At 72.2% G+C, this 19,456-nt stretch carries 15 protein-coding genes, 1 other RNA gene and 1 pseudogene; 4 read left to right on the top strand and 13 right to left on the bottom strand.

From position 1 onward, the window contains the following. Positions 1-191 precede the first annotated feature (191 nt). The 6 genes from ACFWBY_RS05515 to ACFWBY_RS05490 form a co-directional block, all read right to left on the bottom strand. Complete coding sequence (locus ACFWBY_RS05515) at positions 192-1,616, bottom strand: NAD-dependent malic enzyme (RefSeq protein WP_385344719.1); 1,425 nt, start codon at positions 1,614-1,616, stop codon at positions 192-194. A 503-nt stretch (positions 1,617-2,119) separates the two neighbouring features. Then, positions 2,120-4,441 (bottom strand): HelD family protein, encoded by a 2,322-nt coding sequence (locus ACFWBY_RS05510; RefSeq protein WP_385344716.1) that lies wholly within the window; start codon positions 4,439-4,441, stop codon positions 2,120-2,122. A 128-nt stretch (positions 4,442-4,569) separates the two neighbouring features. Then, positions 4,570-5,157, bottom strand: coding sequence for a CGNR zinc finger domain-containing protein (locus tag ACFWBY_RS05505; RefSeq protein WP_385344713.1), 588 nt, complete (start codon positions 5,155-5,157; stop codon positions 4,570-4,572). A gap of 371 nt (positions 5,158-5,528) precedes the next feature. After that, positions 5,529-6,695, bottom strand: coding sequence for a uroporphyrinogen-III synthase (locus tag ACFWBY_RS05500; RefSeq protein WP_385344710.1), 1,167 nt, complete (start codon positions 6,693-6,695; stop codon positions 5,529-5,531). A gap of 193 nt (positions 6,696-6,888) precedes the next feature. Then, positions 6,889-8,259 carry a nitrate/nitrite transporter gene (locus ACFWBY_RS05495; RefSeq protein WP_385344707.1) on the bottom strand — a complete coding sequence of 457 codons (1,371 nt, stop codon included), beginning with the start codon at positions 8,257-8,259 and terminating at the stop codon, positions 6,889-6,891. A gap of 113 nt (positions 8,260-8,372) precedes the next feature. Beyond that, positions 8,373-9,344 (bottom strand): LysR family transcriptional regulator, encoded by a 972-nt coding sequence (locus ACFWBY_RS05490; protein WP_385344704.1) that lies wholly within the window; start codon positions 9,342-9,344, stop codon positions 8,373-8,375. A 94-nt stretch (positions 9,345-9,438) separates the two neighbouring features. On the opposite strand from ACFWBY_RS05490, the gene ACFWBY_RS05485 reads away from it, so the two are divergent. Continuing rightward, entirely contained in the window at positions 9,439-10,839 is a 1,401-nt protein-coding gene (locus ACFWBY_RS05485; protein WP_385409628.1) for an MFS transporter, read from the top strand. Between the two features lie 13 nt (positions 10,840-10,852). Continuing rightward, positions 10,853-11,080: pseudogene (locus ACFWBY_RS05480) on the top strand (Txe/YoeB family addiction module toxin); the annotation flags it as partial. 29 nt (positions 11,081-11,109) lie between these two features. Here ACFWBY_RS05480 and ssrA read toward each other — a convergent pair. The 5 genes from ssrA to ftsE form a co-directional block, all read right to left on the bottom strand. After that, positions 11,110-11,498: a transfer-messenger RNA gene (gene ssrA / locus ACFWBY_RS05475) on the bottom strand. Positions 11,499-11,626: 128 nt separating this feature from the next. Further along, positions 11,627-12,112: an SsrA-binding protein SmpB gene (smpB, locus tag ACFWBY_RS05470; protein WP_214953929.1), complete on the bottom strand. Its 486-nt coding sequence runs from the start codon at positions 12,110-12,112 to the stop codon at positions 11,627-11,629. An 18-nt stretch (positions 12,113-12,130) separates the two neighbouring features. Next, positions 12,131-13,321 (bottom strand): S41 family peptidase, encoded by a 1,191-nt coding sequence (locus ACFWBY_RS05465; RefSeq protein WP_385340144.1) that lies wholly within the window; start codon positions 13,319-13,321, stop codon positions 12,131-12,133. Positions 13,322-13,388: 67 nt separating this feature from the next. Further along, a complete protein-coding gene (gene ftsX, locus ACFWBY_RS05460) occupies positions 13,389-14,312 on the bottom strand; it encodes a permease-like cell division protein FtsX (RefSeq protein ID WP_385340146.1) in 924 nt (307 codons plus the stop codon). Positions 14,313-14,329: 17 nt separating this feature from the next. Beyond that, positions 14,330-15,019, bottom strand: coding sequence for a cell division ATP-binding protein FtsE (gene ftsE / locus ACFWBY_RS05455; RefSeq protein WP_214953925.1), 690 nt, complete (start codon positions 15,017-15,019; stop codon positions 14,330-14,332). Between the two features lie 224 nt (positions 15,020-15,243). Between ftsE and ACFWBY_RS05450 the strand changes: the two genes are divergently transcribed. After that, complete coding sequence (locus ACFWBY_RS05450; RefSeq protein WP_385340149.1) at positions 15,244-15,435, top strand: hypothetical protein; 192 nt, start codon at positions 15,244-15,246, stop codon at positions 15,433-15,435. 116 nt (positions 15,436-15,551) lie between these two features. On the opposite strand, the gene prfB is transcribed toward ACFWBY_RS05450, so the two are convergent. Next, on the bottom strand, positions 15,552-16,661 hold the full coding sequence (gene prfB, locus ACFWBY_RS05445) for a peptide chain release factor 2 (protein ID WP_385340151.1): 1,110 nt from the start codon (positions 16,659-16,661) through the stop codon (positions 15,552-15,554). 315 nt (positions 16,662-16,976) lie between these two features. Here prfB and ACFWBY_RS05440 point away from each other — a divergent pair, with 315 nt between their 5' ends. Beyond that, complete coding sequence (locus ACFWBY_RS05440; RefSeq protein WP_385340153.1) at positions 16,977-18,050, top strand: isopenicillin N synthase family dioxygenase; 1,074 nt, start codon at positions 16,977-16,979, stop codon at positions 18,048-18,050. 48 nt (positions 18,051-18,098) lie between these two features. On the opposite strand, the gene ACFWBY_RS05435 is transcribed toward ACFWBY_RS05440, so the two are convergent. Next, a complete protein-coding gene (locus ACFWBY_RS05435) occupies positions 18,099-19,349 on the bottom strand; it encodes a serine/threonine-protein kinase (RefSeq protein WP_385340154.1) in 1,251 nt (416 codons plus the stop codon). Positions 19,350-19,456 lie beyond the last annotated feature (107 nt).

Genomic DNA, 19,456 nt, shown 5'->3' with positions numbered 1-19,456 from the left:
CTGCCCCCACCAGCGGCGGGAAAGCCAATCCGGCACCCGCCGGGGTCACACGAAAAGCGCCACAGTCACGCCGCGGTGACGCTCCGTCCGCACCAGGTGGTGTTCCGGCGGATGCGGACCGCGGGCCACGCGGGCATCCCCGCAACCCTAGAGGCGGCCCACTGGGCCCGCATCCCGCGACGCGCCGGGGATCAGACGGAGGTGGAGCCCGCCGCGGGGGCCGTGGCGGCCTTGCGGACGGCGCCGGCGACCGCGCCCGCGACCTTGTCGTTGAAGACCGAGGGGATGATGTAGTTCGCGTTCAGCTCGTCCTCGCCGACGACGTCCGCCAGGGCGGTCGCCGCGGCCAGCATCATGCCGGTGTCCACCGTGCGCGACTGGGCGTCCAGGAGGCCCCGGAAGACGCCGGGGAAGACCAGCACGTTGTTGATCTGGTTCGGGAAGTCGGAGCGACCGGTGGCCACGACGGCGGCGGTCTGGCGGGCGACGGCCGGGTCCACCTCCGGGTCCGGGTTCGCGAGCGCGAACACGATCGCGCCCTCCGCCATGGCGGCCACGTCGTCGCCGCTGAGCACGTTCGGTGCCGAGACGCCGATGAACACGTCGGCGCCGACGACGGCCTCCTTCAGCGTGCCCGTGTAGCCCTCGGGGTTGGTGTTGTCGGCGATCCAGCGCAGCGGGGAGTCCGCCGCCGCGTCGACGAGGTCGGGGCGGTCGCAGTGCACGACACCGTGGATGTCGGCGCTGACGACGTTCTTGACGCCGGCCGCGAGGAGCAGCTTGAGGATCGCGGTACCGGCCGCGCCGGCGCCCGACATGACCACCTTGACGTCGCCAACTGCCTTGCCCACCACGCGCAGTGCGTTGGTGAGGGCGGCGAGGACGACGATGGCGGTGCCGTGCTGGTCGTCGTGGAAGACGGGGATGTCGAGGGCCTCGCGCAGCCGGGCCTCGATCTCGAAGCAGCGCGGCGCGGAGATGTCCTCCAGGTTGATGCCCGCGAAGCCCGGGGCGATCGCCTTGACGATGGCGACGATCTCGTCGGAGTCCTGGGTGTCCAGGCAGATCGGCCAGGCGTCGATGCCGGCGAAGCGCTTGAAGAGCGCCGCCTTGCCCTCCATGACGGGCAGCGCGGCCATCGGGCCGATGTTGCCGAGGCCGAGCACGGCGCTGCCGTCCGTCACGACTGCGACGGAGTTGCGCTTGATGGTGAGCCGGCGGGCGTCCTCGGGGTTCTCGGCGATCGCCATGCAGACACGGGCCACGCCCGGGGTGTAGATCATCGAGAGGTCGTCGCGGTTGCGGATGGGATGCTTGGACGCCATCTCGATCTTGCCGCCGAGGTGCATCAGGAAGGTGCGGTCGGAGACCTTGCCGAGGCTGACGCCCTCGATCCCGCGCAGCTTCTCGACGATCTCGTCGGCGTGCGCCGTGGAGGTCGCGGCGATGGTGACGTCGATCCGGAGCTTCTCGTGGCCGGATGCGGTCACGTCGAGGCCGGTGACCGAGCCACCGGAGGACTCCACGGCGGTGGTGAGCTGGGAGACCGCGGTTCCGCTCGCGGGCACTTCCAGGCGGACCGTCATCGAGTACGAGACGCTGGGCGCCGTTGCCATGGCCGTGTTCCTCTTCTGTTCCCTGGTTTTTCTTTACACACGCAGGGCCCCGCTCCACAGCAGGTGCGGCAGGACCTGTTGTCCGATCGTCCCACCTACCAGCCGGTAGAAGGTAACCAGCTACAAATTTCGGAAAGACTCTTCCACCATACGAGATTCACAAGGCTCCCGGTACCCTTTTCGGCCACGCAAAACAGGTCTGCCCCCTCCGCTAAGGCGGAGGGGGCAGACCTGTTCTCTCACGTCTATGACACCGACCCGCCATGCTCGCCTCGCGGCAAGTGGTCGCTCTAAGCGACGAAGGTTGGGCCCGGGGGCTTGGATCGAGTCGGTGCCGTTACCAGGCTAACAAAGGTTCGCCCGAAGTGATCCCCCTGCCGGCGGCCGGTTTCGGCCGACCACGCGCATGGCCGCCGACCATCCGGCCGAACGCGTTCCGGCCGGGCCGTACGAAGCCCCGGGCGGGCCGGGGGACACGCGTGAACCGCCCCCCGGCCACAGCACTAGGGCCGCAGCAGGGCCGCCACGCCCGCCGCGTCCGGCGTGTCACGGGCGGTGGAGATCACCGTCAGCTGCTGCGTCGCACGGGTCAGGGCGACGTAGAGCACCCGCAGGCCCGCCGGGGACTCGTCCGCGATCTCCGCCGGGGAGAGGACCACCGTGGCGTCGTACTCCAGGCCCTTCGCCTCCAGGCTGCCCAGCGCGACCGCCCGCTCCCCCAGGTCCTCCAGCCAGCCCGCGACCTCCGCCCTCCGGTCCATGGCCACGACCACGCCCACCGTGCCGTCCACCTGCTCCAGCAGCCGGAGCGTCTCCTCCCGGACGGTCTCCCGCACGTCCTGCGCCACCGCCGTGAAGCGAGGCTGGAGACCCGTGGAACGCACGGCGGTCGGCGGCTCCGTCCCCGGCGCCGCCAGCTTCAGCACCCGGGAGGCCACCTCCGCGACTTCGGCCGGGTTGCGGTAGTTCACCGTCAGGGTGAACTTCCGCCGCGGCCGCGAGCCCAGCGCCTCGTCCCGCGCCGCCGCCGCTTCCTGCGGATCGGTCCACGAGGACTGCGCCGGATCCCCGACCACCGTCCAGGTGCCCATCCGGCCCCGGCGGCCGACCATCCGCCACTGCATCGGCGTCAGGTCCTGCGCCTCGTCGACGATGACGTGCGCGTACTCGGTGCGCTCCGCCGCGAGCCGCTCGGCCCGCTCCCACTGGGTCTCCTCGCGCGTCGGCATCAGCTCCTCCAGCCCGCTCAGCTGGTCCAGCGGGTTGAGCTCCCGCTTCCGCTTGGGCCGCGCGGGCGCGCCGAGCAGCTGCTGCAGCTCGTCCAGCAGTGCCACGTCGTGCACCGACAGCGGACCCTTGCCGTCCGGGCCCACCCGGCGCAGCGAGCGCGCCAGCTGCCGGGTCTCGCGCGGGTTCAGGTCCCGGCGCGACCAGCGCGACAGGCGCCGCTCGTCGGCCATCGAGGCCAGCACCCCGCGCGGGGTCAGCTCGGGCCACCAGGCGTTCAGGAACTCGATGAACGCGTCCTCCGTCGAGATGTCCTCGTCGAAGGCGGAGCGGAGCTCGGCGGCGAGCTCCGGGTCACTGTGCCGGCCGGCCCCGCCGGACTTGGAGTACAGCGCGTCCAGCAGGAGCTTGCGGGCGCGCGGGCGCAGCAAGTTGACCGGGGCGGTGCCGCTGAGGACGTTCTGCCGGATCCGGTCGAGATCGCCTGCCTCCAGCTCCTGGCGGCGCCCGAAGGCCACCACCCGCAGCCGGTCCGGGGCGGGCGTCCCGCCGGGGCCGCCGAGCTCCAGGGCGCCCCGTACGGCCTTGCGCAGCACCTTCGGCATCCGGGACGAGCCCTTGACGCGGGCCGTGGACGGGTCGTCGTAGGTGGTCGCCTCGGCGCCGTCGACGAGCGAGCCGAGTGCCCGGATGGCGACCTGGCCCTCCTCGCCGAGGGACGGCAGGACGCCCTCGGTGTACGCGACGAGCAGCGGGGTCGGGGAGACGATGAGGATGCCGCCCGAGTAGCGCCGCCGGTCCTGGTAGAGCAGATAGGCGGCGCGGTGCAGGGCCACGGCGGTCTTGCCGGTGCCGGGGCCGCCCGAGACCTCGGCGACCGAGGCGGCGGGCGCCCGGATGACGAGGTCCTGCTCGGCCTGGATGGAGGAGACGATGTCCCGCATCGAGTGCGTGCGGGCCCGCCCGAGCGCGGCCATGAGGGCGCCGTCGCCGATGACGGGCAGTTCGCGCCCGTCGAGGAAGGCGGTGACCTCGGGACGCATCAGGTCGTCCTCGACGCCGAGCACCTTGCGGCCCTTGGAGCGGATGACGCGGCGGCGTACGACGCGTCCGGGGTCCTTGGGGGTCGAGCGGTAGAACGGCGCTGCCGCGGGGGCGCGCCAGTCGATGACGAGGGGGGCGTAGTCGGAGTCGAGGACTCCGATGCGGCCGATGTGGAGCGTCTCGGCGATGTCGGCCGTGAGGTCGTCGCGGATCGCGTCGTCGGCGGGGTCGACGGAGGTGAAGGCGCCGTCCGGGCCGCGTTCCCCGTCCTTGCCCTGGACCAGGTCGACGCGGCCGAAGAGGAAGTCCTCGAACTCGTTGTTGAGACGGTTGAGATGGATTCCGGCGCGGAAGACCTGTGCGTCCCGCTCGGCGAGGGCGCCGGGCGTACCGACCTGGCCACGCTTGGCGGCGTCGTTCATCAGGAACTCCGCCTCGTGGATCTTCTCCTCAAGGCGTCGGTACACGTGATCGAGATGCGTCTGCTCGACCGCGATCTCCCGATCGCGGACGGAATCCGCCGTGCTGTCGACAGCGGCATTCTGCGCGGCCACCAAGGCCCCTTTCTGACGTGCATGGGCGACCGTCAACCGTACGCGAACAGGCCCTCGCGCGCACGCCCGTTCCGGGACGGGTCGCCGATCAAGACGAACATCACGTCCGGCGGCCGCCGGGGGCGGGGTCAGCCCGGGCGGTCTTGGAGGACGCGGCGGCGGTGGCGGGCCACGCGCTCGCGGTTGCCGCACAGCTCGCTGGAGCACCAGCGGCGCCGGTGGCCGCGCGAGGTGTCGAGGTAGACGCGGGCGCACCCGTCGCCCTCGCAGGCCCGCAGCAGCCCGCGGTCCACGGGATCGGTGAGCAGTTCGACGGCGTCGCGGGCCACGGCGGCGAGCAGTCCCGCGCATTCGACCCCGCCGCACAACTCCCGCACGAGATGCCCTTCTTGGTCCTGTACGGCACACAGTCCCGGGGGTGGACCGGCGGCCGCCGCGTTGACCCGGGCCAGCGCGGGCGCCGGCGGGGCGGTCGCGCCGAGCTCGGCGCGTACGAGGCTCTCGACGTCGGCGCGCAGCAGCCGGAAGGCCTGCACCCAGTCCGCGCCCACGCGCGGGAGCGGCGTCCGTCCGGGGACCAGCCCGGCGCCGGCGAGCCACAGGCGCAGCCCGTCCGCGTCCCGGATCCCCTCGCCGCCCTCACCGCGCCCTCGGGCCTCGAAGGCGGCCACCAGGTCCAGACAGACCCGCCCGGATTCGAACCACACGTCCGTCACCGCCTCCCTGTCGGGGCGTCCCCCCAGAGTGCCCGTCCCCCGCCCCGGCGGCTAGTACTGCGACCGGCAAGGCTCACCGTGTCACGGCGCCCGGCACGGCACCTCGCCGCGTTGTCGGACCGCCCGAGTACGTCCAGTACGAGCGGCGGTCCTCCGTTCCGGGGGCACCTCCCAGCGGTAGCTGGGGGAGATGCACCGCACCGAACACCGCGCCCCGGCAAACCTTCCCGGCCACAGCACTAGAGGACGCGCGGGTCGTCGTGGAGGCCCGTCCCGCCGCGGGCGTCGCGGCGGACCGTGCGCTGCGGGGCGGTGGCCGCCCGATGTCCGGGGCCGCCGCGTGCACCCGGGTGCCCCGCCGGCCGGCGCCCTCAGTCGTCCGCGTACTTCGCGTCGACGCCCGCGTCCAGCGACAGCCGGTAGCCGCGCTTGACGACCGTCTGGATCAGGTTCGGCGCGCCCAGGGCCACGCGCAGGCGGGCCATCGCCGTTTCCACCGCGTGCTCGTCGCGGCCCGCGCCCGGGAGCGCGCGCAGGAGTTCGGAGCGGGCCACCACCCAGCCGGGGCGGCGGGCCAGGGCCCGCAGCAGGGCCATGCCGGCCGGCGGGACCGGGCGCAGCTCCGTGTCGAGGAGGACCGCGTGGCCGCGCAGTTCCAGCCGGTGTCCCGCCACCGGGAGCACCCGCGCCCGGCCCGGGAGTTCCTGGCACAGCAGCTGCACCAGCGGGCCCAGCCGGAACCTCTCGGGCTGCACCGTCACCACACCCTCCGCCTGCAACGGCACCGCCGTCACGGGGCCCACGCACGCGGACAGCACCGATCCGCCGGTCAGCGCCGCCAGCACGGGTTCCCGTACGCCCCGCTCCTGGGCGCGCGAGAGCAGTGAGGCGGCGGCCGGTGCGGAGGTGAAGCTCACCGCGTCGATGCCGCCGAGGGCCACCGCGTCGATCAGCCGGTCCAGTGGTCCGAGGTCCTCCGGTGCCATCCACCGGTACACCGGTACGCCGACCACCTCGGCCCCGCCCGCCCGCAGCGCCTCGACGAACCCGGGCAGGGGCTCCCCGTGCAACTGCAGGGCGACGCGCCGGCCGGCCACGCCGGCCGTCAGCAGCCGGTCCAGTACCTCGGCGAGGGACTCCGATCCCGGGGACCAGGTCTCCACGAGGCCGGCGGCCCGGATCGCGCCCTTGACCTTGGGTCCGCGCGCCAGCAGTTCGGTCTGCCGCAGCCGCCCGAGGAGCTCCTCGCCGAGGCCCCACCCGTCGGCGGCCTCGATCCAGCCCCGGAAGCCGATGGCGGTGGTGGCCACGACCACGTCGGGCGGGCAGGCGATCAGCCCTTTGGTGGCGGCGAGCAGTTCGGTGTCGTCGGCGAGCGGCACGATCCGCAGGGCGGGGGCGTGCAGCACGTTGGCCCCGCGCCGGCGCAGCAGGGCGATCAGCTCGTCGGCCCGCCGCGCGGCGGTGACCCCGATGGTGAAGCCCGCGAGCGGCCCGGCGGCTGGGGAGGGTGCCGGCCTGGTGGGGGTGTCGTACATGGTGACCTGCCTCGCGCAGTGGTCGGGTCCGGCATCGGGGGCCGGATCGGGTCCGGCAGCTTCGCCGGACCGGGTCGGGCTTCCTCGCCGGATCGGGTCCGGCAGCGCCTTCGCGTGAACCGAGCCTGCCCTGGGGGCGTATCAGGCTCGGTTCACGCGTATTTCGGTGCCGTTAACCCATGTCCCGGCCGTGTTACACCGAGGTGAGCTGCGGCTTCGCCTCCACTCCTGTCGTGGGCATGATCGTCCGGGCGGGCCGGCGAAGGTATACCGCCCAGGTGAGGCCGCAGCACAGCGCGTAGAAGCCGAGGAAGGTCACGAAGGCCGCGGTGCCCGAGCCGGAGCTGAGGAAGGCCTCCCGGAAGACCAGGTTGATGCCGAGGCCGCCGAGCGCGCCGACCGCCCCGATGAGCCCCATGGAGGCGCCGGACAGCCGCCGCCCGTAGGCGGCCGCGTCCTCGCCGCCCATGCCGCGGGCCAGGGCCTTCGCCTGGAAGATGCCGGGGATCATCTTGTAGGTGGAGCCGTTGCCGAGGCCGCTGAGGACGAACAGGGCCACGAAGCCGATCAGGAACACCGCCAGGGACTCCCGTACCGAGGCGAGGATCACCACGCCGGTCGCCGCCGCCATCGCCACGAAGGTGCCCAGCGTGATCCGCGCCCCGCCGAAGCGGTCCGCGAGCGCCCCGCCGACCGGCCGGATCAGGGAGCCGAGCAGCGGTCCGATGAAGGTGAGCGAGGCCGCCTGGAGCGGGGTGCGGCCGAACTGCGTCTGCAGCACCAGCCCGAAGGCGAAGCTGTAGCCGATGAAGGACCCGAAGGTGCCGACGTAGAGGAACGCCATGATCCAGGTGTGGGCGTCACGGGCCGCCTCGCGCACGGCGCCGGTGTCGTTGCGCACGGGCGCCAGGTTGTCCATCCGCAGCGCGGCGAGCACCGCGGCGATCACGATCAGCGGGATGTAGGCGCCGAGCAGCAGCCGCGGGTGGCCGGCCCCGGCCGTACCGATGACCAGCAGGGCGGCGAGCTGGACGACGGGGACGCCGATGTTGCCGCCGCCCGCGTTGAGGCCGAGCGCCCAGCCCTTCTTGCGCAGCGGGAAGAAGGCGTTGATGTTCGTCATGGAGGAGGCGAAGTTCCCGCCGCCGACGCCGGTCAGCGCGGCCACCAGCAGGAACGTGCCGTAGGAGGTCCCGGGCTCCATCACCAGCCAGGCGGCCACGGTCGGCGCGAGCAGCAGCAGGGCGCTGACGACCGTCCAGTTACGGCCGCCGAAGCGGGCGACGGCGAAGGTGTAGGGGATGCGGACGAGGGCGCCCACGGAGGTGGCGGTGGCGATCAGGAAGAACTTCCCGGCGGGGTCGATCCCGTACCCGGGGCCCATGAAGAGCACCATGACCGACCACAGCGACCAGATCGAGAACCCGATGTGCTCGGAGAGGACGGAGTAGGCCAGGTTGCGGCGGGCGGTCTTCTCGCCCGTCTCCCTCCAAAACGTCTCGTCCTCGGGCTCCCACCGCTCGATCCAGCGGCCCCCCTTGCGCGGTGCGGTCGTACTGGTCATCACACGCCTCCACAGCTGCTGCGATCGCGTCGCGTCTGGTCCGTGGTGACGACCGTAGGAACGGCTCGTTTCGGCCCCGGTCCCCGCCGGATGACCGGCGGGAAACCTTGCACTCACCCGCCGCCGGGGCCGGCTGTGAGCGCGGGGAGCCAGCTGTCCGGAGGTACTTCGAGCCATCGGTGCTCGGCGGCGAGTCCGGCGGCGGCCGAGCGCAGCGCGTCCAGTCCCGGGTGGCACAGGCCCTTGCGCCACACCATCGCGAGCGGCGACAGCGGCACCGGCCCGGTCAGCGGCCGCTTGACGCAGCCGGGCAGGTCGGTGAAGTCCACCGTGGCCAGGACCGGGTTGCCGGTCTTGGCCATGACCCGGCGGAACTCGTCCTTGCCGATCGCCACCGGCGCCGGCGGCGCCGGCTCGATGCCCCGCCCGGCGAACAGCTCGCGGGCCAGCCCGGTCCACTCCAGGGTCCGCGGATTGCCCGCCCCGGCGTAGACGGTCTCCCCGGCGAGCGCGTCCAGCGGTACGGAATCCCGCGCGGCCAGCGCGTGCCCGGCGGGCAGCACGACCGCGAGCGGCTCGTACCGTACGGGCATCTGCGCGAGGCGGGCCCGCAGCGCCGGGTCGAGGCCGTCGGCGTACCCGAAGGAGACGTCGAGACGGCCGGCCGCGATCTCGGCGGCGGCGTGGGTGAGCCCGGACTCGAAGCGGGCCATCAGCTCACAGTCCGGGGCGAGCTCGCGGGCCCGGTCCAGGACGGTGCGCGCGGTGCCGGGGCCGTCGGTGTTGAGGTCGACGAGCAGCGGCCTGGCGGCGGTGTCCCCGGCGAAGGCGGCGGTCAGCTCCTCGTGGGCGCGCAGGAGGCCGCGGGCCAGGGGCAGCAGCCGTTCCCCGTCGGCGGTGAGCTCGACGGCGCGGGTGGTGCGGGCGAACAGGGTCGCGCCCAGGGTGTGTTCGAGGCGGCGCACGTCCCTGCTCAGGGCCTGCTGGGCGACGTAGAGGCGGGCGGCGGCGCGGGTGAAGTGCAGTTCCTCGGCCACGGCGAGGAAGGAGCGCAGCAGGCGGGGTTCCACGTCTCGGGGCGTCACCCGGGGAGCCTAACGGAGACTGACAACCGAGAGCGGTGAATGGGCCGCGAACAGGTGTTGGACCACCGGCGCCCGCCGGCCCGAGCCTTGGGACATGCCCACCGCCACCCCGCTGCCCACCGCCACCCCGTCGACCGCCCGCGCCGCCGCCCCCGCCCGCGCCGCCACCCCGGCCCGCCCGGCCCGCCCGGCCCGCCCCACGGCTCCGGCCCGGCCCGGCCCGCTGATGGCCGTCACCGGCACCACGCTCGTCCTCGCCCCCGCCCCGGCGCGGCCCGAGCACCCGGCGCGCCCGGTCCGCGCGGCGCGGCCGGCCCGCGCCCCCGGCCCGTACCGACGGCTGTTCGCCGTCCCCGGCACCCGCGGCTTCACCACCGGCAACCTGATCGCCCGGCTCCCCATGGGCATGTTCGGCATCAGCGCCATCATGATGATCGCGGGCCAGCGCGGCTCCTACGCGCTGGCCGGGGCGGTCGTGGCGGCCGGCCTGGCGGCCACCGCGGTCGTGGCGCCCTGGACCGCCCGGCTCGTCGACCGGCACGGCCAGGCCCGGGTCGCCGTACCCGCCACCCTGATCGCGGTCGTCGGCTCGCTCTGCCTCGTCGCGTGCGTCCGGACCCAGGCTCCCGCCTGGACCCTCTTCGCCTCCTACGCCGCCACCGCGACCACCCCCAACATCGGCGGCATGTCCCGCGCCCGCTGGACCCACCTGCTGAAGGGCGACCCCACCGCGCACCACACCGCGATGTCCTTCGAACAGGCCGCCGACGAGCTGGCCTACATGCTCGGGCCGGTGGTGGCCGCCTTCCTGTGCACCGCCGTCTTCCCCGAGGCGGGCACGCTCGCGGGCGCCGCGCTGCTCCTCACCGGGATGCTGGTCTTCACGGCCCAGCGCGCCACGGAGCCCCCGCCGGCGCCCGCCGTACGGGGCCGTTCCCCGCTGCGGAGCCTGAAGTGGCTCCTGCCGCTCTTCTTCACCCTCGGCACGATGTTCGGCTCGCTGGAGATCACCTCCGTCGCCCACCTCGGCGGCCACGGCCTCGGCGCGCTCTCGGGCCCGGTCCTCGCCCTCCAGGCGGCGGGCTCCTGCGCCGCCGGCCTCCTCTACGGAACCCTGCGCCCGCGCGGGCTCCCGGTCTGCCTGGCCGTCCTGGCCGGGGCGATGGCCCTGCCCTGGGCGGCGGCGGCCACGGGCTCGGTCCCCGGCCTCGCCGTCGCCCTGCTGGTGGCCGGCATGGCCACGGCCCCGGTCATGGTCACGGCGATGTCCAGGATCCACGCCGTGATCCCGCCGGGCCGCCTCAACGAGGGCATGACCCTGGCCGTCACCGCGATCTTCGCGGGCATCGCCCTCGGCTCCGCGGGCGCCGGCTCGGCGATCGACCACCTGGGCACGACCGCCCCGTACGCCCTGCCGGCCTCGGCGGCGCTGCTGGCCCTTCTCCTCGGCAGAGCAGTTCTGGTACGAGTTTCCGGTACCAGGTCGGCACGATAGATCGGTACCGTCGAGCGACCGGAAGACGGCCCGCAGGATCACCCGCCTGATCGGCGAGATCCAGCGCGGCCCTTTCGGCGGGATCGGCAAGCCCGAACCCCTGAAGGGTGAGCTGTCGGGCTACTGGTCCCGTCGGATCGACGACGAGCACCGGCTCGTCCACCGGGCGGACGAGAAGGAAGTGAAGGTCCTCAAGGCCCGCTGCCACTACCGACGACATGACGAAGGCCCCGCAGCCTGACGGCCGCGGGGCCTTTGCCCAACATGGGGTGGTGGAGATGGCGGGAATCGAACCCGCGTCCAACGGTGCAGAAGTAGGGCTTCTCCGAGCGCATTCCGCTGCGCTTTTCTCAGCCCCGGAGATCACACGGACAAGTCTCCGACGGGCTCAGTCACTGTTTGGTTTCCCCCTAGCCCCCGTGACCGGGGTTAGAGGTTTAGATCCCTAATTGACGCCAGGATCCGGACCGGGACCACTTCCGGGCTGACGCTCCTCACAGAGGCTTCAGCTCACTGTTATTAGGCAGCGAGGGTGAAGCGGGAGTTATCGCTCTTGGAGTTGGCGATTATTGTTTGCGACATATGGTTAACGAGATCATTGCCGCTTTCTCGGCTCGCTTCCCCTACATCAACATCCGCTGTCGAAACCGATCATCCCCATGTTTCACACTCTTCAGTTAGCCCCTGCTGTCCTGCCGACCAGCCGGGTCCTGCTCTACCGGCACCACCCGCGAGCGCGTGGTGCTGACGCCATGGTACGCGAAGTGGACCACGGTGTGCCAGGAGATTAAAGCTGGGCGCGCTCCTTGCGCTTCACGGCCGAGATCACCCGGTTCGTCTCGCGCGTGTCCTGCTTCTCCCGCAGGGCCTGGCGCTTGTCGTACTCCTTCTTGCCCTTGGCCAGCGCGATCTCGATCTTCGCCCGGCCGTCCTTGAAGTAGAGGGCGAGCGGCACGATCGTGTTGCCCGTCTCCCCCGTCTTCGACTCCAGCTTGTCGATCTCCTCACGGTGCAGGAGGAGCTTGCGCTTGCGCCGCGCGCTGTGGTTGGTCCAGGTGCCCTGGCTGTACTCCGGCACGTGCACGTTGTAGAGCCAGGCCTCGCCGCTCTCCACCGACACGAAGCCGTCCACCAGCGAGGCACGGCCCTGACGCAGGGACTTGACCTCGGTACCGGTGAGCACGAGACCGCACTCGTAGGTGTCGATGATCGTGTAGTCGTGCCGCGCCTTCTTGTTCTGGGCGATCAGCTTGCGCCCTGTTTCCTTAGCCATAGTGCGGTCATTTTCGCACTAAGGACCCACCCCGAGGCCACTCAATACCGTGCGGGCCCGTTCCTCGACCCTCTCCGCCGCCGGCAGGTCCGGGGTGATGCCCCCTCCGTCCAGGCTGCGGCCGGCCGGAGTGCGGTACGTCCCCACCGTCAGCTCCGCCACGGACCCGTCCGGGAGCTCCGTGGGCATCTGCACCGAGCCCTTGCCGAAGGTGCGGGTGCCGACCGCCACCGCGCGCCCCCGGTCCTGGAGGGCGCCGGTCACCAGCTCGGCGGCGCTCATCGTGCCGCCGTCGATCAGCGCCACCAGCGGCCGGGCCGTGTCCCCGCCGGGAGCCGCGTAGAGGGCGTGCTGGGCGCCTCGCACGTCGTACGTCGCCACGAGCCCGCCGTCCAGGAACGCGGAGGCGGCCGTCACCGCCTCGGTGACCAGGCCTCCCGTGTTGCCCCGCAGGTCGAGCATGACCCCGCCGCCGGGCGGCGCGGACCGGACGGCGGACCGTACGCGCTCACCGGAGCCCCGGGTGAAGGAGGCGACTTTGATGACCGTGATGCCGCCCGGCAGCTCCCGTACGGTCACGGGCTCGGCGCGCAGCTCCTCGCGCCGCACGGTGACGGTGAGGTCGGCGCCGCCGCGGCTCAGGTGCAGCACCACGGGGGTGCCGGCCGCCCCGCGCAGCAGGGCCACCACCTCGGCGACCCGCAGCCCGTTCACGCCCTGACCGTCGATGCTCAGCAGCCGGTCCCCGGCGCGCAGTCCGGCCCGGGCGGCGGGCCCGCCGGGCTGGACCCTGTCGATCTCCACGCGGCCGTCGCGCAGCCTTCCGGCCCACAGGCCGACACCGGTCCAGTGGCCGTCGAGGTCGTCGGAGAAGGCCGCGTACTCGCCCCGGTCGTAGACCGTGCCCCAGCGGTCCCCGCTGCGGCTGACCACCTCCTCGGCGGCCTTCTTGCCCGACTTGCCCTCGGCGAGGGCGTCGGCGGCCGCGCGGGCCACCGCGTCCCGGTCGGCTGTGCCCGCCTCGCGGTGCGCCGACGGGCGCGGCGCGGGCACGGAGTGCCCCGTACGGGCCACCAGGAGGGACGCGCGGTCGGGTTCCCAGCCGCCGACGCACGCTCCGGCGCCGACGGCCGCGAGGAAGGCCAACGTCAAAACGGCCCCGCGACGCAGGTCGCGGGGCCGGGGACAGAAGGCGGGCAGACCCGGCATGGCGCCGAGTCTAGGGCAAGCCCCGCGGCGCTACGGCTCGTTGGCCGGACCGTCCGCGGGGCCCTCGTCACACCTTCAGGTACTTGCGCAGCGCGATGAAGGCCGCCAGCGAGGGCATGAGTACGCCGATGACGAGCACCAGCGGGAGCTTGGTCAGGACCGAGTCCCAGCCGATGAAGTTGATCAGCTCCATCTTGTCGCGCAGCGCGGCGCCGTGGTCGATGACGAAGTACTGGCCGGCGCCGAGCATCCCGCAGGCGAAGACGGCGCCGATGAGGCCCGCGAAGGCGGCCTCCATGATGAACGGCACCTGGATGTAGAAGCTCGAAGCACCCACCAGCCGCATGATCCCGGTCTCGCGCCGACGGCTGAAGGCGGAGACGCGCACCGTGTTGACGATCAGCAGCAGCGCCACGACCAGCATGATCAACATGATGCCGAGGGCGGCCCAGTTGAGATAGCCGAGCAGTCTGAAGAGGTTGTCCAGCACGGTGCGCTGGTCCTCGACCGACTGGACGCCGTCGCGGCCGGAGAAGGAGGTGGTGATCACCTTGTACTTCTCGGGCTGCTTGAGCTTCACCCGGAAGGACTCGGGCATCTGGTCCGGGGTGATGGACGCGGCCAGGGCGGTGTGCCCGAACTGCTCCTTGTAGTGCTTGAAGGCCTCGTCGGAGGACTCGTAGGTGACGTTCTCGACGAGGTCCATGCCCTTGAGCTCGGTCTCCAGGGCCTGCTTCTGCTCCGGCGTCACCGCGCCCTTGGAGCAGGAGGCGCCGTTGGTGGCCTCGGCGTCGTTCTTGTTGCAGAGGTAGATCGAGACATTGACCTTGTCGTACCAGTAGCCCTTCATCTTGCTCACCTGGTCGCGCATGAGCAGTGAGCCGCCGAACAGGGCCAGCGACAGGGCCACGGAAATGATGACCGCGAAGGTCATGGTCAAGTTGCGGCGGAGACCGACCCCGATCTCCGACATGACGAACTGGGCGCGCATCGCGTCTCAGGAGCCTTTCAGTGCTGGTAGCCGTAGACGCCGCGCGACTGGTCGCGGACGAGACGGCCCTGCTCGAGTTCGATGACGCGCTTGCGCATCTGGTCGACGATCTGCTGGTCGTGGGTCGCCATGATCACGGTGGTGCCGGTCCGGTTGATCCGGTCCAGCAGCTTCATGATCCCGACGGAGGTCTGGGGGTCCAGGTTGCCGGTGGGCTCGTCCGCGATCAGCAGCGCCGGCCGGTTGACGAAGGCGCGGGCGATGGCCACGCGCTGCTGCTCACCACCGGAGAGCTCGCCGGGCATCCGGTCCTCCTTGCCGCCGAGGCCGACGAGTTCGAGGACCTGGGGGACGGCCTTCTTGATCTCGCCGCGCGGCCTGCCGATGACCTCCTGGGCGAAGGCCACGTTGTCGGCCACCGACTTGTTGGGCAGGAGGCGGAAGTCCTGGAAGACGGTTCCCAACTGGCGCCGCATGTGCGGAACCTTCCAGTTGGAGAGTCGGGCGAGGTCCTTGCCCAGGACGTGCACCTGGCCGTGGCTCGCCCGCTCTTCGCGCAGGATGAGCCGCATGAAGGTGGACTTGCCGGAGCCGGAGGAGCCGACCAGGAAGACGAACTCGCCCTTCGCGATGTCCAGGGAGACATCTCTGAGTGCGGGACGGCTCTGCTTCGGGTAGGACTTGGAGACGTTGTCGAATCGGATCACGGGTGCACCACGGTCGCCGGGAGTAGGTGTGCGTGACCATACGCGAACAGGCGCGGGGTGTGGGCCCCGAGTCCGGAGTTGCCCGATATATCCCCTGGTCCCGGGCGTGCGGAACCGCGATTGCCCGGACGGGCCGCGCCGAATGTCGCCGGAGCTGGCACAGTGGTAGGGGAACGGAGACGTTCTCAGCGACGTTGTAACCGAGGGGACGGAAGGAGGAGCGCATGACATATGACCGGCTCGTGTGCGCGAACTGCGCCGGACCCGTCAGCCAAGGCCGCTGCCGGGTGTGCCGGGCGAACCGGGAGCGCCTCCAGCAGGAGGGCCCCCTCGCAGGACTGAATCCGGTGGCGCTCATAGCGCTGCTGATCATCCTGGTGGCCGCGCTGGCACTTGTGGCCCAGCAGACGGCGTAGCTCCTCAGCCGCCACGTCCCGATCGGACGCACAGCACGTCAGACGCACAGCACGAGGGCCCGGACACCGCTCAGGTGTCCGGGCCCTCGTCACGCACCGGGCGGGCGCGGCGGCTCTTAAGCCGTCTGCTCCTGCTGCTTGCGCCAGCGGATACCGGCCTCCAGGAAGCCGTCGATCTCGCCGTCGAGGACCGCCTGCGGGTTGCCGACCTCGAACTCCGTCCGGAGGTCCTTGACCATCTGGTACGGGTGCAGGACGTAGGAGCGCATCTGGTTGCCCCAGGAGCTCCCGCCGTCCTTGAGGGCGTCCATCTTGTCCTTCTCCTCCTGGCGGCGCCGCTCCAGCAGCTTGGCCTGGAGGACGTTCATGGCGCTGGCCTTGTTCTGGATCTGCGAGCGCTCGTTCTGGCAGGAGACGACGATGCCCGTCGGCAGGTGCGTGATGCGGACCGCCGAGTCGGTCGTGTTGACGCCCTGGCCGCCGGGGCCCGAGGCGCGGTACACGTCGATGCGCAGCTCGCCCTCGTCGATCTCGACGTGGTCGCTCGACTCGACGACCGGCAGCACCTCGACGCCCGCGAAGGAGGTCTGGCGACGGCCCTGGTTGTCGAAGGGCGAGATCCGGACGAGCCGGTGGGTGCCCTGCTCGACGGAGAGGGTGCCGTAGGCGTACGGGGCCTTGACCACGAAGGTGGTCGACTTGATGCCGGCCTCCTCCGCGTACGAGGTCTCGTAGATCTCGGTCGCGTATCCGTGGCGCTCGGCCCAGCGCAGGTACATGCGCTGCAGGCGCTCGGCGAAGTCGGAGGCGTCGACGCCTCCGGCCTCGGCGCGGATGTTGACCAGCGCCTCGCGCTCGGAGTACTCGCCGGATAGCAGGGTGCGGACCTCCATCTCGTCCAGCGCCTTGCGCACGGAGACCAGCTCGTTCTCCGCCTCGGCGAGGGTGTCCGCGTCGTCCATCTCCTCGGCGAGCTCGAAGAGCACCGAGAGATCGTCGATGCGCCCGCGCAGGGTCTCGGTCTTGCGGACCTCGGCCTGGAGGTGCGAAAGCTTGCTCGTGATCTTCTGAGCGGCCTCCGGGTCGTCCCACAGGGACGGCGCGGCGGCCTGCTCCTCGAGCACGGCGATATCTGCCCTCAGCTTGTCGAGGTCCAGGACGGCCTCGATCGACCCCATGGTCGAGGAGAGGGACTTCAGCTCTTCGGAAACATCGACGACTGCCACGGGTCCAGCGTAGCCGGTCCCCGGAGGCCCATCTCCGGCCAGGCCGAATCACCCGTACTGGTGGCGGGTCGTACGGGCGTACGCTCACCGTATGACCGTCCTCCTCGTCAAACGCCGCCATGTGGACCACATGCGTGTCACGACGACGAGTTGTCTGCCGCCGGACCTGCTCCAAGCCTGATCCACCCCGATCCGACTTGGTCCTGTACGCGGCCCTCGCGGTCCCGGCGCCAACCCTGCCGGCGGCCCCTCCCCCGGCCGCGGTCCCCGCCATCCCTGGGGACAGGACCCCGTGACATCCGAAACGGAGCCGTCATGCCGTCCGCGCACTCCTCCCAGCCCGATCAGCCCGATCAGCCCGCTCGGGCCCCTCGCCCCGGTCACCCCCCTCACACCGCGCCCTCCCTTCCGGTACTGGACCTCTCCCAGGCCGACGACCCCGCACTGCGCGACTCCTTCCGCAAGCAGCTGCACGCGGCCGCCCGGGACACCGGCTTCCTACACCTCACCGGTCACGGGGTGAGCGCCGCCGAGACCGCCCGCATCCTCGAACTGACCAGGGCGTTCTTCGCGCTCCCGGAGGCAGACCGGCTCGCCGTGAGCAATCTGAACTCCCCTCACTTCCGCGGCTACACCCGCATCGGGCACGAGCTGACCGGCGGCGCCTCGGACTGGCGCGACCAGCTCGACGTCGGCGCCGAGCGGCCCGCCCCCACGGTGGGCCCGCAGGACCCGGCGTACCTGTGGCTGGAGGGGCCGAACCAGTGGCCGGCCGCGCTGCCCGAGCTGAGGGAGGCGGTACTGGGGTGGCAGTCCCGGCTCGCGGCGGTCGCGCACCGCCTGCTCCAGGAGCTGCTCGCCTCGATCGGGGCCCCCGCCGGCTTCTTCGACGCGGCCTTCGCCGACCGCCCCCACCTGCACACGAAGCTGATCCGCTACCCGGGCGCCGCTCCGACGGGCACCGACCAGGGTGTCGGGGCGCACAAGGACTACGGCTTCCTGACCCTGCTGCTGCAGGACTCGGTGGGCGGGCTGCAGGTCGTCCGGGACGGGGGCTATCTGGACGTGCCGCCGCTGGCGGGCGCGTTCGTCGTCAACCTGGGCGAGCTGCTGGAGATCGCGACCGAGGGCTACCTGACGGCGACCGACCACCGGGTGGTCAGCCCGCAGGGGGCGGTGGAGCGGTATTCGGTGCCGTTCTTCTACAACCCGCGGCTGGACGCGGTGGTGGAGACGGTCCCGGGCGACTACCTGCGCTCGGCTCCGGGCATCGCGCACGACGAGACGAACCCGCTGCACGCGGAGTACGGCCGCAACGAACTCAAGGGCTGGGTCCGCGCCCACCCGGCGGTGGCGCGGCGCTGGCATCCGGAACTGGTGGGCGCGTAGCCGTTCCGGCCCCCGGACCCGGGCCCGCACGCTCCCGCCCCACCAGGGCTACGGGGTGCGCGGGCCCGACTGCTTGCTGTCCTGCGGGACCCCTGGGGCATCGCCCTCGGACACGGCGAACCAGGTGCCCAGGCCTACGGCCGCGACCAGGGCCACGGCTCCGACCGACAGCGCCAGCCGCCGCTTGCGGGCGGCCTCCGCCCGGTGCCGCGCCGCGCCCGGCCGGTGGCCGCCCGCCGGCCGCGGGACCCGGGCGGTGCCGAGCGCCCCGCCCGCCAGCTCGTCGGGACCGGGCACCCGCATCGAGGTGTGGGTGTCCCGGTTGGAGTCCGTCGAGGAGCCGGGGACCAGCGGCACCACGCCGCGACGGCGCACCGGATCCGCGGCGGCCTCCGGTTCCGCGAACTCCGCCTGTTCGGGCTCGTCCGGCTCGTCCACGTCCAGCGGCGGCATCCCGGCCAGCAGCGGCAGCAGGTCGCGCAGGCGCAGCGAGAGCTCCGAGGCGCGCAGCCGCGAGGCGGGGGCCTTCGCCAGGCACTGGACCATCAGCTGCCACAGCTCGTCGGGGATCCCGGGCAGTGGGACGACCGTCTCCGTCACGTGCCGTCGCAGGACCGCCCCCGGGTGCCCGCCGCCGAAGGGCGTGAAGCCCGCGAGCAGCTCGTACAGCACGGTGGCCAGGGCGTAGATGTCCACCGCCGCGCGCGGCGGCAGTCCCTCCACGATCTCCGGCGCCAGATAGTCCGGCGTCCCGATGATCCGGGTGGTGGGGGCCGACGCGCGGCCGCCCGTGGCCCGCCGCGGTGAGTCGATGAGCTTGGCCACGCCGAAGTCGGTGAGCAGCGCGGGGTGCGCGCCGCCCGGTCCGAGGGGGCCCTGCATGTCGAGCAGGACGTTCTCCGGCTTGACGTCCCGGTGGACGACCCCGGCCGCGTGCGCGGCGGCGAGCGCGTCGGCGACGTCCGCGACGATCGCGACGGCCGACTCGGGGGCGAGCCGCCGCTCGCGGTCGAGGCGCGTGCGCAGGTCGGTGCCGCGGACGAGGTCCATGACGAGGGCGAGGTCGTTGCCGTCCACGACGAGGTCGCGGACGCAGACGACGTGCGGGTGCTCCAGGCCGAGGAGCGCGCTGCGCTCCTGGACGAACCGTCCGACGAGTTCCTGGTCGGACGCGAGGTCCTCGCGCAGCAGTTTGACGGCGACGGGCCCGTCGGGGCCCTCACCCAGCCATACCGTGCCCGCGCTGCCGCGTCCCAGGATCTGGTGCGCGGTGTACCGGCTGCCGATCTTCCGTGCCACGACTGCTCCCTCAGCGGCTGGAGTACGTGCCAAAGCTACGCGGCCGGGTGGGGGTTGTAGTCCACGGATCGCGGCGACCTTCACTTCTGCGGGCGAAATCACGTCCC

Origin of the sequence: Streptomyces sp. NPDC060049 (genome assembly GCF_042736715.1) — a bacterium.
Classification (GTDB): domain Bacteria; phylum Actinomycetota; class Actinomycetes; order Streptomycetales; family Streptomycetaceae; genus Streptomyces.
This window is presented reverse-complemented; position numbering and strand designations above follow the sequence as displayed.